Genomic DNA, 14,078 nt, shown 5'->3' on the forward strand with positions numbered 1-14,078 from the left:
ATGTTGCCACCGCCCCTGTCTATTTCAGCACCCATGATCTGCTCGATGGGTTGGTATGACCGCCTGCGAAATATGCCTGCGTATCCGGTGGCACTGCCAATCCGTCGTCAAGAGGTCAGGCCGAACCGGATGCCCGGACTTAGCCCCAGCAGAGGTTTGTGCCCTCTTCGGTGTTGATGCTCTCGACGCCCTCAGCAGGCTGATCCGTCACCAGCGCCACGCCGGTGTCAAAAAACGCCTTGCCCGGTGTCGGCGCGGGTTTCTCTCCAGTGCTGGCCCAGGCGCTGATCGCCTCGATCCCCTTGGAGGCCATCAGCAGCGGATATTGCTGCGAGGTCGCGCCAATGACACCATCCTTGATGTTCTGCACACCAGGGCAGCCGCCATCAACAGAGACGATCAGCACGTCATTTTCACGCCCGATCGCCTTCAGCGCCTCATAGGCACCCGCAGCGGCAGGTTCATTGATCGTATAGACCACATTGATCATAGGATCCTTGGCCAGCAGGTTCTCCATCGCGCGGCGACCGCCTTCTTCGTTGCCTGCGGTGATATCATTGCCGACAATGCGTGGATCGGTCTCGTCGCCCCATTTGTTGGGATCGCCCAGATCAATGCCGAACCCCTGCAGGAAGCCCTGATCGCGCAGCACGCCCACTGTGGGCTGGCTGACAGCCAGATCCAGCATAGCGATCTTTGCATTGGCCGCCTCATCGCCCAGGCTTGCTGCCGCCCATTTGCCGATCAGCTCACCGGCCAGAAAATTGTCGGTGGCAAATGTGGCATCGGCGGAGTCAATCGGCTCCAGCGGGGTATCCAGCGCAATCACCACCAGACCAGCGTCGCGCGCCTGCTGCACCGCCGGCACAATTGACGAGGTATCGGAGGCGGTCAGTAGGATCCCCTTCGCCCCATCGGCGATACAGGTCTCAATCGCTGCCACCTGGGTTTCATGGTCGCCATCCACCTTCCCGGCAAAGCTTTTGAGCGTCATGCCCAGCTCTGCCGCCTTGGCCTCGGCGCCCTCTTTCATCTTGACGAAAAACGGATTGGTGTCGGTCTTGGTGATCAGGCAGGCCGTCACGCCCTCCGCCGCAAAGGCGCTGCCAGACATGGCCGCAAATCCAAGCGCGGTTCCCAATAGCAATTTCTTCATGATGTCCTCCCTCAGCATCATAACGCACAAACAAACACAGGACGGACCAGCCGTCGTGTCGCCCATAGAGGGCCGTGATTCTGACCTCCCTGTCAATAAGTAAATCAACTTGACTTATTAAGTCGATATCCGCACTTTCCTCAGATCTCAAAGCGTGATTAGGGTCCGCCGCATGGAACAAGAACAAGCCAGATCCCTGACCGGCGGTGTCAATCAGACCGGTGTCCGCGTGTTCAACGAACGACTGATCCTGTCTCTCCTACAACGCAACGGGGCGATGCCCGGCAGCGCGTTGGCCCGGGGGACCGGCCTGTCGCCACAGACTGTCTCCGTCATCCTGCGTAAGCTGGAAACCGATGGGCTGCTGCAGCGTGGCGAGACCCAGCGCGGCCGGGTTGGCAAGCCGTCGGTGCCCATGGGTCTCAATCCTGACGGCCTCTTCTCCTACGGGCTGAAGATCGGCCGCCGCAGCGTCGAGGTGCTGTTGATGGATGTCTGCGGTGCGGTGCGCCAGCAGCTGCGGCTGCGCTACCCCTACCCCACGCCCGCGGTGGTCTTTGACTTCCTGCGCGACAGCATGCGCCAGATCGAGGCGGCACTGCCGCCAGAGCTGCACCCGCGCATCTGCGGCATCGGCGTTGCTGCCCCCTTCCAGCTCTGGACCTGGCATGCCCAGATCAACGCTCCCGCAGAGGCGCTGGCCGACTGGCAGACGGTTGATTTTACATCTGAAATTGCGCGCTTCAGCGCTCTGCCCGTGCATGTGGTCAATGATGCCACCGCGGCCTGCCGCGCCGAACATATGTATGGCCGGGGCAAGGCTTATCGCGACTACGCCTATTTTTTCGTCGGCGCCTTCATCGGTGGCGGCGTGGTGCTGAACCACCGGGTGCTGGAGGGCAATCAAGGCAACGCCGGCGCGCTTGGCTCCCTGTCGATGCTTGGCCCCGACGGACAGGAGGCAAAGCTCCTGGACCTTGCCTCCATCCACCTCCTCGAACAGCGCCTGCGCGATGCGGGCAAGGATCCCGGCCAGCTCTGGCAGCTGCCGATGCATTGGTCCGGATTTGACGCCGAGGTCACCCCCTGGCTGGATCAGGCCGCCGACGCCATCGCCCGCGCCAGCCTCGCGACCTGCGCGGTGATTGATTTCGAAGCGGTGCTGATCGACGGCGCCCTGCCCGACACCATCCGCGCGGCCCTGGTCGACCGCACCCGCACCGCTTTGGCGGCTCTCGACGCCCGCGGCCTGATCCTGCCCCGCATCGAATGCGGCGCCATCGGCCCCAACGCCCGCGCCATCGGCGCCGCCAGCGGCCCGATCATCTCCCAATATCTTCTGGACACCAATTCCGTCTTCAACGCCGCCCTGTGAAGGGGTTGCTCACCCCGGACAGTTGCGCGCAAAAACGTCGTTCAGATACGATTGATCGTTGATGATAAACTGTGTCTCCCCAACACGGTCAAACCCCTGTGACAGGTAGAACGCCTTTGCAGGGGTGTTTTCGGCATTGCTGGCCAGCCAGACCCGCGCCACGCCCTCCTCCGCACAATGGGCCAGACCCGCGCGCAGCAGTGCAGCCCCAATGCCCCGCCCCTGATGGCGTGGCTGCACATAGAGCGTCGTGATCTCCACGTCCGAACAGCCCGGTGTCGGCCCCGGACGCCCGCGACTGATGCGGATATAGCCATCAATGCCAACCCGGTTCTGCGAGACGATGACATGCTCCTGCGGATCAGCAAGCGTCTCGGCAAACCGCGCCGCCGTCAGCTCCGCCAGAGCATAATCGGCGAAGAACCCGCTCACCCCCTCGCGCAGATAGGTGCCGATCCAGACCTCCAGCGACAGCGCCGCCAGGCTGGACGCATCCGCCATTTCTGCCACCCGCAGGGTGAGGTCTGGGTGGTCAGTCACGGCAATGGGTCCTTAATTGGCAGAGACTTACGTGCGGCGATGTTAAGGGCGAGGATCACAAAAAAGGGGAATTATTAATAAAAACCCTAACCTGAGTTCTTGGCGATTTTCTCCAGTGCATCAACCATCCTCATTTCAGGAGATTTTTCAGCGCCTAGCTTCTCCATTTCTCTTACATCAAGGGTAAAATCACTACGATATCGACCGCTAGCCAAATCCTCGTATCGCAACGTAACCGAAAAGGGCGGTAACGGGTTTTCCCCGAGGAGATCCCAACCAAGACCAAGGCTGAACTGAACTGATCTATTCTGCGGGATGACCGAGAAGATGTGGTGCTTCACGAACACATTGACGAATAGATCACGTTTCATGAGATCATCATCTGGCTCCTCAACGTCTAGCACTACCTTGATTGCTGCGCCTGCTCCAACGTTGGTAACGTCAAGTGTGATCACGTCACGAGCATCTTCCCGTTGACCGAAATGAGCGACTAATACCGGGTCTGTTGCAGCTTCCCTTGCCTGACCTTGTTCAGACAAAGCTCTTGCCGCCAGAAAAGTTGACGCTCCAGCCACCAGAATAGAAATTAGTATTGGCGTAATGTCTACAATTGAGTTGAAATCTAAATCTGCAAGTTTCCCGCCAAGCAGCACAATCAATAAAACAGCAGAAAGCAGACCGATAGTTAAGCCTAGTGCCACCTTTCCATCGGCGAGGTATCCGCCCCCTGCTTCGGATTTATCATGCCTAATACTATACTTCCCCACTTCAAATCTCCTCCACATCCATCACCCCGTCCAGCGATTTCAGCGCGCCTTTGATCTGGGGGTTGATGGGGAAGGGCTGGCCCAGATCCATCTCAACATCACCGGGCAGGCCGGGATCCTGCAGGTACATATAAACCTCCCCGCGCGCGGCGTTGCGGGCGGCGGATTTGGCATCCTCCAGCACCTGTGCCACCGTCGCCACAGCGCTCGCCTGCGAGATATAGACCCGCAGCGAACTGCGTCCGGCATCGGCAATCGCCGCATCCACCGGCCCGACAGAGCGCACCAGCAGTTTCAGCTGATCGCTTTCCATCGTGGCCTCGGCGGTGATCACCACCTTGGCGCCGGTTTCCAGAAATTCGCGTGATTTCTCCAACACTTCGGAAAACAGCGTGACTTCATAGCCCCCGCTGGTGTCCGACAGCTGGGCAAAGGCAAAGCGGTTGCCGCGGGCCGACTTTCGCTCCTGCCGACCGGCGACAACACCGGCCATCTTGGCCATGAACGGTCCGCGCTCCGCCTTGGCCGTCACCTCGTCCAGCGTCATCACATCCTTGCGTTTCAGCGCAGGCATATAGTCGTCCAGCGGATGACCCGAGAGGTAGAACCCAATCGCCTTGAACTCCTCCGACAGCCGCTCCGCAGGCAGCCAGTCCGGGGTGCCGGGCAGACGCGGCTCCGGCAGATCCTCCCCGGCCTCACCAAACAATGACACCTGACTGGAATTGCGCTGATCATGTACGGCGGACGAATAGTCCACCAGTGCGCCGAGGCTGTCGAACACCCGGCGGCGGTTGGGGTCAAGTTGGTCAAAACCACCGGCCCGTGCCAGCATTTCCAAGGGGCGTTTGCCGACCTTTTTCAGATCCACCCGGCGGGCAAAATCAAACAGCGTGGCAAAGGGTCTGTCCTCACCGCTTTCCCGCCGCGCCGCCGTCACCAGCCGCATTGCCTCCACGCCAACGTTTTTCAGCGCACCCAGCGCATAGACCAGCTCCCCCTTGACCACATTGAAGGTCGCTTCGGACCGGTTCACGCAGGGCGGCACATAGGGCAGGCTCAGGCCCTTCTTCACTTCTTCGAAGTAGATCGCCAGCTTATCCGTCAGATGGATATCGCAGTTCATGACGCCGGCCATAAACTCCACCGGGTGGTTCGCCTTCAGCCAGCCGGTCTGGTAGCTGACCACCGCATAGGCCGCAGCGTGGGATTTGTTGAAACCGTAGTTGGCGAATTTCTCCAGAAGGTCGAACACCTCCGACGCCTTCTTGGCCGGCACGCCGTTTTCCGCCGCGCCTTTCTCAAACTTCGGGCGTTCGGCGTCCATCGCCTCTTTGATCTTCTTACCCATCGCCCGGCGCAGCAGGTCGGCACCGCCCAGCGTATAGTTCGCCATCACCTGGGCAATCTGCATCACCTGTTCCTGATAAACGATAATGCCTTGAGTTTCCTCAAGGATATGGTCGATCAGCGGATGCACCGACTGGATCTTGCGCAGGCCATTCTTGACCTCGCAATAGACCGGGATATTCTCCATCGGGCCGGGACGATACAGCGCCACCAGCGCCACGATATCCTCGATACAGGTGGGTTTCATGCGCTTCAGCGCGTCCATCATGCCGGTGGATTCCACCTGGAACACCGCCACCGTTTTGGCCCTTGAGTAGAGGTCATAGGTGACCGTGTCGTCCAGCGGAATGGCGTTGATCTGGTTTTCCGCCCCCTCCGGCGGATCATAAAGCTGGGTGCCATCGGCGGCCACATGCAGATCGCGGCCCGACTGGAAAATCAGGTCCATCGCATTCTGGATCACCGTCAGCGTCTTCAGGCCGAGGAAGTCGAACTTCACCAGACCTGCCTGTTCCACCCATTTCATGTTGAACTGGGTGGCTGGCATGTCGGAGCGCGGATCGCGGTAAAGCGGCACCAGCGCGTCCAGTGGCCGATCCCCAATCACCACACCGGCTGCGTGGGTGCCTGCTGATCGCAACAGCCCCTCAACCTGCATGCCGTATTTCAATAGCCGGTCGACAACCTCTTCGTTCTCCGCCTCCTCGCGCAGGCGCGGCTCTTCGCGCAGACTGTCCACGATGGACATCGGTTTCACGCCCTCGACCGGGATCAGCTTCGACAGCCGGTCGACCTGGCCATAGGGCATTTGCAGCACCCGCCCCATGTCGCGCACCGCCGCCTTCGACAACAGCGCGCCAAAGGTGATGATCTGCCCAACTTTATCGCGGCCATATTTCTCCTGCACGTATTTGATCACCTCCTCCCGGCGATCCATGCAGAAGTCGATGTCGAAGTCCGGCATCGACACCCGTTCCGGGTTCAGAAAGCGTTCAAACAGCAGTGAATAGCGCAGCGGGTCAAGGTCGGTGATGGTCAGCGCATAGGCCACCAGGGAGCCCGCACCAGATCCCCGCCCCGGCCCCACCGGAATATCGTGATCCTTCGCCCATTGGATGAAGTCGGCAACAATCAGGAAGTAGCCCGGGAACCCCATCCCCTCGATGATGCCCAGCTCGAAATCGAGCCGCTCCTGGTATTCCTCGACGCTCACCGCATGGGGGATCACCGCCAGCCGCTGCTGCAGGCCTTCGTTGGCGATGCGGCGCAACTCTGCAACCTCGTCATCGGCAAACTTCGGCAGGATCGGGTCGCGGCGATACGCCATGAAGGCGCAGCGTTTGGCAATCTCCACCGTGTTCTCAATCGCTTCGGGCAGATCGGCAAACAGCGCCACCATCTCTTCCTGGCTCTTGAAATAATGCTGCGCCGTCAGACGCCGCCGTGGTTCAGCCTGATCGACATAGGCGCCCTCAGCGATGCAGATCATCGCGTCATGGGCCTCATACATTTCTGTGTTCGGGAAATAGACGTCATTGGTAGCGACCAGCGGCAGATCCATGGCATAGGCCATTTCCACATGGCCGCGCTCGGTCGCCTGCTCCGCCTCTGGTTGGCCATGCTCACCGGGATGACGCTGCAGCTCCACATACAGACGATCCGGGAACATCGCCTTCAGCCGCTGCATCAACGTCTCAGCCGCCGGACGCTGCCCCATCTGCAACAGCCGCCCCACCGGCCCGTCCGGCCCGCCGCTGAGGCAGATCACATCCTCAGAATGCGCCGCCAGCTCCTCCAGCGTCACATGCGCCAGTTCACTGCCTTCGCGCATATAAAGGCAGGAATTCAGCTTCATCAGATGCTCATACCCGGTCTCGCTCTGCGCCAGCAGCACCAGCGGGGCGGGCGGTTTGGGCCGCTCCCCGGGGGCCGGCTCAGTGAACCGCAGATCCACCTGACACCCCATGATCGGTTGTACCCCGGCCCCGCTGGCCCCAACGGAAAATTCCAGTGCGGCAAACAGGTTGTTGGTGTCGGTCACTGCAATCGCGGGCATCTCGTGTTTCTTACAGAGATCCGGCAGCTTCTTCAGCCGCAGCGCGCCTTCCAAGAGCGAATATTCGGTATGGGTGCGCAGATGAATGAATCGGGGAGCATTTGTCATGCCGCCAAGCTACCGCCAGCACCGCCAAGGTTAAAGCGCTTCCGCGCGCCCGGCGATCAACTTCCGGCACACGGAAGGTTTTTCCAAATGCCAAAAAATTAACCGCTCATTATTCCGCTTTCTTTGAAAGTCTTATCAAGATCCGCCCGAAACCTGCGGCAATTCGGCATTAAACCCTTCAAAAAGAATAGCATACACCGGCACACCGCAAGGATCTTGCGCCGCCGACCCGCTCCATGGCAGAGTCACTTTTCCTTGCCAGAACAACAGCCTGCTTTCTAGGCTATCGGCAACAGAGCAACCAAGGCCCGCCATGTCTTCTACGTCGCATCGAAGGGATGGCATCAAGGGAAAACCAAAGTAACGCGACGGGTTTCTGACATGACAATCACCTTTCGGCTGAACGGTGAAGAGGTCGCGCTGACGGAGGTCTCTCCGACGGCGACACTGCTGGACTGGCTGCGCGAGGATCGCGGCCTCACCGGCACCAAGGAAGGCTGTAACGAGGGCGACTGCGGCGCCTGCACGGTCATGGTCACCGATGGCCATGGCGCCAAGCCGCTCAACGCCTGCATCCTGTTCCTGCCGCAACTGCACGGCAAGTCCATCCGCACCGTCGAAGGGGCCGCAGGCCCCGATGGCCAGCTGCACCCCGTCCAAGAGGCGATGATCACCCACCACGGCAGCCAATGCGGTTTCTGCACCCCGGGGTTCATCATGTCGATGGTAACCGCCCATAAGAACGGCGCGCAGGATCACGATGACCAACTGGCAGGCAATCTCTGCCGCTGCACCGGCTATGCCCCGATCATCCGCGCCGCTGAGGCCGCCGCTGAGGCACAGATCCCCGACTGGATCCACAGCGAAGACGCGATCAGCCTCTCCGAAACAGGCGGTGATGTCACGTCCTTGCGCCCCACCTCCGCCGACGCGCTGGCTGCCGCCTATGCCGCGCGACCCGAGGCGACGCTGATTGCCGGCGCCACGGATGTTGGGCTCTGGGTGACCAAACAGCTGCGCGATCTGCCGGATGTGATCTTCCTTGATGGTTGCGAGGATCTGAAGCAGATCACCAAGCAGCCCGACGGCAGCCTGCGCATTGGTGCGATGGTCGACATGAACCGCTTGCGCAGCGCGCTTGCCACGCGCCATCCGTCTTTTGGCGAAATGCTGCGCCGCTTTGCCAGTCAGCAGGTGCGCGCCGCCGCCACCATTGGCGGCAATATCGCCAATGGCTCCCCCATCGGGGACAATCCGCCTGCGCTGATCGCCCTTGGCGCGACGCTGCACCTGCGCTGTGGGGATACCCGCCGCAGCCTGCCGCTTGAGGAGTTCTTCATCGACTACGGCAAGCAGGACCGCCAGCCCGGCGAATTTGTTGAGGCGATCACCCTGCCTGCACTCCCGGAGGGCCAAGCTGATGCCCTGCGTGTCTATAAGCTCTCCAAACGGTTCGATCAGGATATCTCTGCCGTTCTGGGCGCCTTCAACCTGACCGTTGAGGACGGCCAGATCACCGCCGCCCGCATCGCCTTTGGCGGCATGGCCGGCGTGCCCAAGCGCGCCAGCCATGTGGAGGCGGCGCTGATTGGCCAGCCCCTGTCAGCTGCCACGCTTGCCACCGCGCGGGGCGAATTTGCCCGCGACTTCACCCCGATGAGCGACATGCGCGCCTCTGCCGACTATCGGCTGGAGGCAGCGGCAAATATGCTCGCCCGCTATTTTGACGATCTGGGCCAGTCGACCACCCCCACCCATGTGCTGGAGGTGAAGTGATGGCTGTTGCAAAACCCCTTCCCCATGATGCGGCACGGCTGCATGTGACCGGTCAGGCGCGCTATGTGGATGATATTCCGTCGCCGCGCGACACGCTGCATCTGGCCTTTGGCCTCTCCACCGTGGCCCATGGTGATATCACCGCAATGGAACTGGAGGCCGTGCGCCAAAGCGATGGCGTGGTTGCGGTGCTGACCGCTGAGGATCTCCCCTTTGACAATGATGTGTCTCCCTCGGCACATGACGAACCGCTCTTGGCCAAAGGGTCTGTTCACCATATCGGTCAGCCGGTGTTTCTGGTGGTCGCCACCTCACATCGTGCGGCACGGGTTGCGGCGCGCAAGGGCGAGATCAGCTACGCCGAACGCCCGGCTTTCCTGACGCTGGAAGACGCGCTGGCCGCAGACAGCCGGTTTGAAGACGGCCCCCGCATCTACACCAAAGGCGACGCCGACAGCGCCATCCAGACCGCCGCGCATGTGGTTGAGGACACGTTTGACATCGGCGGGCAGGAGCATTTCTACCTTGAAGGCCAGGCCGCTATGGCGCAGCCGCAGGAAGACGGCGGCATGCTGGTCAACTCCTCAACCCAGCACCCCACCGAAATCCAGCACAAGGTGGCCGAGGCCATCGGTCTGCCGATGCACGCCGTCCGGGTTGAGACCCGCCGCATGGGCGGTGGCTTTGGTGGCAAGGAAAGCCAGGGCAACGCGCTGGCCGTGGCCTGCGCCATCGCCGCCCGCGCCACCGGTCGCACCTGCAAGATGCGCTATGATCGCGATGATGACATGACCATCACCGGCAAGCGTCACGCCTTCCGCATTTCCTATCGCGCGGGCTTTGACGCCGAGGGGCGCATTCTGGGGGTTGAATTCACCCATCTGGTGGATTGTGGCTGGGCACAGGATCTGTCGCTGCCGGTGGCAGATCGCGCCATGCTGCACAGCGACAACGCCTATCTGATCCCCGCGATCCGCATCGAAAGCCACCGGTTGAAAACCAACCGTCAAAGCGCTACCGCCTATCGCGGCTTTGGCGGCCCACAGGGCATGGTCGGGATCGAACGGCTGATGGATCACGCGGCCCATACCCTGGGTCTGGATCCGGTCGCGCTGCGCCAGCGCAACTATTATGCGCCGATGCAGTCCGCCACCGCGCCAGCGGGCGCGCCCCACGACAGCTCTGTCCCCGCGCCGGATGCGGCAGGCGATCTTGCCACCCGCGGCGCCCCGGCAGATCCGGCCGATGTCACCACACCCGCCGCAGATGTGCAGACAACCCCCTACCATATGCCAGTAGAGGACTTCGTTCTGCACGAGCTGACGGCAGAGCTGCTGGACACATCGGATTATGCCGCGCGCAAGGCGGAGATCGCGAAGTGGAACGCCGATAATGACCGTCTCAAGCGCGGCATTGGGTTTTCCCCTGTGAAATTCGGCATTTCCTTCACGCTGACCCATCTCAATCAGGCCGGTGCGCTGGTGCATGTCTATCAGGATGGCTCGGTCCACCTGAACCACGGCGGCACCGAGATGGGGCAAGGCCTGTTTCAGAAGGTGGCACAGGTGGCCGCCAGCCGCTTTGGCATCTCGCTGGACAAGGTAAAGATCACTGCCACCGACACCGCCAAGGTGCCAAATACCTCGGCCACGGCAGCCTCCTCCGGCACCGACCTCAATGGCATGGCGGTGAAGGCCGCCTGTGACACCATCCGCGACCGCATGGCGGCCTATCTCGCGGAGCGCTACCAGCAGCCGGTCGCGGCCGTGCGGTTTGAGGGCGATCGCGTCATCATCGGCAGCGAAGAGCTGAGCTTTGAGGCGGCAGCGATGGAATGCTACACAGGCCGCATCAGCCTGTCGTCTACCGGGTATTACAAAACCCCGAAACTGGAATGGGACCGCATTCAGGGCAAGGGGCGCCCGTTTTTCTACTTTGCCTATGGCGCGGCGATCACCGAGGTTGTGGTCGACCGGTTGACCGGCGAAAACCGCATTCTGCGGGCAGATGTTCTGCATGATGCGGGCGCCTCGCTGAACCCGGCGCTGGATATCGGGCAGGTGGAAGGCGCCTATGTGCAGGGGGCAGGCTGGCTCACGACAGAGGAGTTGGTCTGGGACCAGACCGGCAATCTGCGCACCCATGCGCCCTCCACCTACAAGATCCCCGCCTGTTCTGACCGCCCGGATGTGTTCAATGTCGCGCTTTGGAATGGCGAGAACCGCGAGGACAGCATCTATCGCTCCAAAGCGGTGGGGGAGCCGCCCTTCATGCTTGGGATCTCGGCCTGGCTCGCGCTCAGCCATGCGGTGGACGCCTACGGTGGCGGCTATCCGGCGCTGAATGCGCCCGCAACGGCGGAAGAACTCTGGCGGGCGGTGCGCCGCATCGCGCCGGAGGTCTGAGCGATGGGGTTTGATCTGCAGGATCTGAGCCACGGGATTGCGGCGCATGGGCCGGTGGTGCGGGTGGTGATTGCCGCCATCCGCGGTTCCTCCCCGCGTGAGGTAGGCGCGGCGATGCTGGTCTGGGAAGACGGCCAGTCCGGCACAATCGGCGGTGGCGCGTTGGAGCATGAGGCGGCTGAGGCGGCTCGTGCCCAGCTGGCGACGGGTCGGATGCGGCAGCAGACCACCCGCGCACTTGGTCCCGACCTGGGGCAATGCTGCGGCGGGTCAGTGACGCTGTGGAGCGAGTTGTACCGCGCTGAGGATCTGGAGCAGCTGGACGACGAGGTGATCCTGCGGGCACTGCAGTCAGATACGGGCGAACCGCCGCTTGCCCTGCGGCGCAAACTGGCGCTGGCCCGCAGTCAGGGGCAACGCCCCGATCCGCAGCTGAGCGATGGCTGGCTGCTGGAACCTGTGCACCGCCCTGAAACCCCGCTGTGGATCTGGGGAGCGGGCCATGTGGGCCGCGCCCTGGTCGATGTGCTGGCGCCGATGCCGGATCTGGATATCACCTGGGTCGATACCGGGCCTGAGCGCTTCCCCTCTGACAGTCCTGCGACTGTCACCACCGTGCCCGCAGCGGAGCCTGCGGCATTGGTGCCCCATGCCCCTGAAAATGCACAGCATTTGGTGCTTACCTATTCCCATGCGCTGGATCTGGCGCTATGCCACGCCCTGTTGCTGCGCGGCTTTGCCTTTGCCGGGGTGATCGGATCTGCCACCAAATGGGCGCGGTTCCGCTCGCGGCTCAGGGAACTGGGCCACAGGCCGGATCAGATCGCCCGGCTGACCTGCCCCATCGGCGATCCCGCCCTTGGCAAGCATCCGCAGATGATTGCGGTGGGGGTTGCGGCAGAGCTTTTGCGCCTGGGCGCCACAGACGAGTTGAAGAAGGACAGACGCGCGTGACCCAACCTCTCCTGAGCCTGCAAGGTTTGACAAAGGCCTATCCCGGTGTTGTTGCCAACGATACGGTCTCCTTTGATATCGGCGCGGGAGAGGTTCACGCCCTGCTCGGCGAAAACGGCGCCGGGAAATCGACGCTGGTCAAGATGATCTATGGGCTGGTGAAGCCCGACAGCGGCACCATGCTGCTGCGCGGGGAACCCTATACCCCCGGCGAGCCGCGACAGGCCCGCGCCGATGGCATTGCCATGGTGTTTCAGCATTTTTCGCTGTTCGATGCGCTGAATGTGGCGGAAAATATCGCCCTTGGCATGGAAAACCCGCCTGCGATGCGCGATCTGGCCAGCCAGATCCGCCGGGTCTCGGAGACCTACGGCCTGCCGCTGGATCCCTTTCGCACGGTTGGCGACCTGTCAGCCGGCGAACGCCAGCGGGTCGAGATCATCCGCTGTCTGTTGCAGGACCCGAAGCTGCTGATCATGGATGAGCCGACCTCGGTTCTGACTCCGCAGGAGGTGGAAATCCTGTTTCAGACCCTGCAGAAGCTGCGGTCCGAGGGCACGTCGATCCTGTATATCTCGCACAAGCTGGAAGAGATCCGCACCCTCTGTGATCACGCCACCATTCTGCGGCTGGGCAAAAATGTCGGGGAATGCGTGCCCTCCGAGACTTCGGCCCGCGATATGGCTGAGATGATGGTGGGCACAGCGCTGCAAACGCCGGAACGCTCCGGCCGCGCGCTTGGAGACGTGGCGCTGGATATCAGCGGCCTGTCGGTGCCTGCACCCTCTGCCTTTGGTACCGCTCTGAAGAACGTACATATGACCGTGCGCAAGGGAGAGATCCTCGGCGTGGGCGGGGTTGCTGGCAACGGTCAGGATGAACTCTTGGGCGTGCTGTCGGGCGAGACCACAACCGCCGCCGATGCGGTCACCCTGGATGGCGCCCCGATTGGCAACCTCGGCCCTGTGGCACGCCGCCGGTTGGGTATTCTGGCCGCCCCGGAGGAGCGTCTGGGTCATGCCGCCGCACCGGATATGAGCCTGACAGAAAATGCCATGCTGACCGCCGCCACCCGCGAGGGGCTGGCGAGCCGGGGTTTCCTCAAATGGGGGCTGGCGCAGGAGTTTGCCGAGAAGGTCATCAAGGACTTCGACGTCCGCACGCCTGGCCCAGAGAATGCCGCGCGCTCTCTGTCCGGGGGCAACCTGCAGAAATTTGTCATTGGCCGCGAGGTCCTGCAACGCCCGGAGGTTCTGGTGGTAAATCAGCCGACCTGGGGTGTGGATGCCGCCGCCGCTGCTGCGATCCGCCAGTCGCTGCTGGATCTGGCCGCCGGGGGCACCGCCGTGATCTGTATCAGCCAGGATCTGGATGAGCTGATGGAAATCGCCGACAGTTTTGCCGCCCTGAACGAGGGCCGATTGAGCGCACCGCGCCCCACTGCGGGTCTCAGTGTCGATGAAATCGGCCTGATGATGGGCGGCGCCCACGGCATGGAAGTTGCGCATGTCTAGCCTCGCGGCCGGGCGCACGCAGTCCAACCGCAGCGCAGGCTGCCGGGTTCGGAGTGTGAGTATTTTTGGAAAGATGA

At 62.0% G+C, this 14,078-nt stretch carries 9 protein-coding genes; 5 read left to right on the forward strand and 4 right to left on the reverse strand.

Features of this window, described 5'->3' with window-relative positions; all coding sequences use genetic code 11:
* Window positions 1–139: 139 nt before the first annotated feature.
* On the reverse strand, window positions 140–1,156 hold the full coding sequence (locus tag D1820_RS08735) for a sugar ABC transporter substrate-binding protein (protein ID WP_040175557.1): 1,017 nt from the start codon (window positions 1,154–1,156) through the stop codon (window positions 140–142).
* Between the two features lie 172 nt (window positions 1,157–1,328).
* Here D1820_RS08735 and D1820_RS08740 point away from each other — a divergent pair, with 172 nt between their 5' ends.
* Window positions 1,329–2,531 (forward strand): ROK family transcriptional regulator, encoded by a 1,203-nt coding sequence (locus tag D1820_RS08740; protein WP_118068601.1) that lies wholly within the window; start codon window positions 1,329–1,331, stop codon window positions 2,529–2,531.
* 9 nt (window positions 2,532–2,540) lie between these two features.
* On the opposite strand, the gene D1820_RS08745 is transcribed toward D1820_RS08740, so the two are convergent.
* The 3 genes from D1820_RS08745 to dnaE form a co-directional block, all read right to left on the reverse strand.
* Window positions 2,541–3,071, reverse strand: coding sequence for a GNAT family N-acetyltransferase (locus D1820_RS08745; protein ID WP_118068603.1), 531 nt, complete (start codon window positions 3,069–3,071; stop codon window positions 2,541–2,543).
* 86 nt (window positions 3,072–3,157) lie between these two features.
* Entirely contained in the window at window positions 3,158–3,838 is a 681-nt protein-coding gene (locus D1820_RS08750) for a hypothetical protein (protein WP_118068605.1), read from the reverse strand.
* Between the two features lies 1 nt (window position 3,839).
* Window positions 3,840–7,352 (reverse strand): DNA polymerase III subunit alpha, encoded by a 3,513-nt coding sequence (gene dnaE / locus D1820_RS08755; protein ID WP_118068607.1) that lies wholly within the window; start codon window positions 7,350–7,352, stop codon window positions 3,840–3,842.
* 381 nt (window positions 7,353–7,733) lie between these two features.
* On the opposite strand from dnaE, the gene xdhA reads away from it, so the two are divergent.
* The 4 genes from xdhA to D1820_RS08775 are packed head-to-tail and all read left to right on the forward strand — an operon-like array spanning window position 7,734 to window position 14,001.
* Window positions 7,734–9,128 (forward strand): xanthine dehydrogenase small subunit, encoded by a 1,395-nt coding sequence (xdhA, locus tag D1820_RS08760; protein ID WP_118068608.1) that lies wholly within the window; start codon window positions 7,734–7,736, stop codon window positions 9,126–9,128.
* Window positions 9,128–11,533, forward strand: coding sequence for a xanthine dehydrogenase molybdopterin binding subunit (gene xdhB, locus D1820_RS08765; RefSeq protein WP_118068610.1), 2,406 nt, complete (start codon window positions 9,128–9,130; stop codon window positions 11,531–11,533). The genes xdhA and xdhB overlap by 1 nt, the downstream gene beginning before the upstream one ends.
* A 3-nt stretch (window positions 11,534–11,536) precedes the next feature.
* The gene (gene xdhC / locus D1820_RS08770; protein WP_118068611.1) at window positions 11,537–12,487 is read left to right on the forward strand and encodes a xanthine dehydrogenase accessory protein XdhC; all 951 of its coding nucleotides are present in this window, start codon (window positions 11,537–11,539) and stop codon (window positions 12,485–12,487) included.
* Window positions 12,484–14,001, forward strand: a complete 1,518-nt coding sequence (locus D1820_RS08775) for an ABC transporter ATP-binding protein (protein ID WP_118068613.1) — start codon at window positions 12,484–12,486, stop codon at window positions 13,999–14,001. The genes xdhC and D1820_RS08775 overlap by 4 nt, the downstream gene beginning before the upstream one ends.
* Window positions 14,002–14,078: the final 77 nt, after the last annotated feature.

Source organism: Phaeobacter sp. LSS9, assembly GCF_003443595.1.
Lineage (GTDB): Bacteria > Pseudomonadota > Alphaproteobacteria > Rhodobacterales > Rhodobacteraceae > Phaeobacter > Phaeobacter piscinae.

Excerpts from the sequence above, each read along its gene's own strand:
- D1820_RS08735 (WP_040175557.1), bottom strand. The coding sequence starts at position 1,156 with ATGAAGAAATTGCTATTGGGAACCGCGCTTGGATTTGCGGCCATGTCT.
- D1820_RS08740 (WP_118068601.1), top strand. The coding sequence starts at position 1,329 with ATGGAACAAGAACAAGCCAGATCCCTGACCGGCGGTGTCAATCAGACC.
- dnaE (WP_118068607.1), bottom strand. The coding sequence starts at position 7,352 with ATGACAAATGCTCCCCGATTCATTCATCTGCGCACCCATACCGAATAT.
- xdhA (WP_118068608.1), top strand. The coding sequence starts at position 7,734 with ATGACAATCACCTTTCGGCTGAACGGTGAAGAGGTCGCGCTGACGGAG.
- xdhB (WP_118068610.1), top strand. The coding sequence starts at position 9,128 with ATGGCTGTTGCAAAACCCCTTCCCCATGATGCGGCACGGCTGCATGTG.
- xdhC (WP_118068611.1), top strand. The coding sequence starts at position 11,537 with ATGGGGTTTGATCTGCAGGATCTGAGCCACGGGATTGCGGCGCATGGG.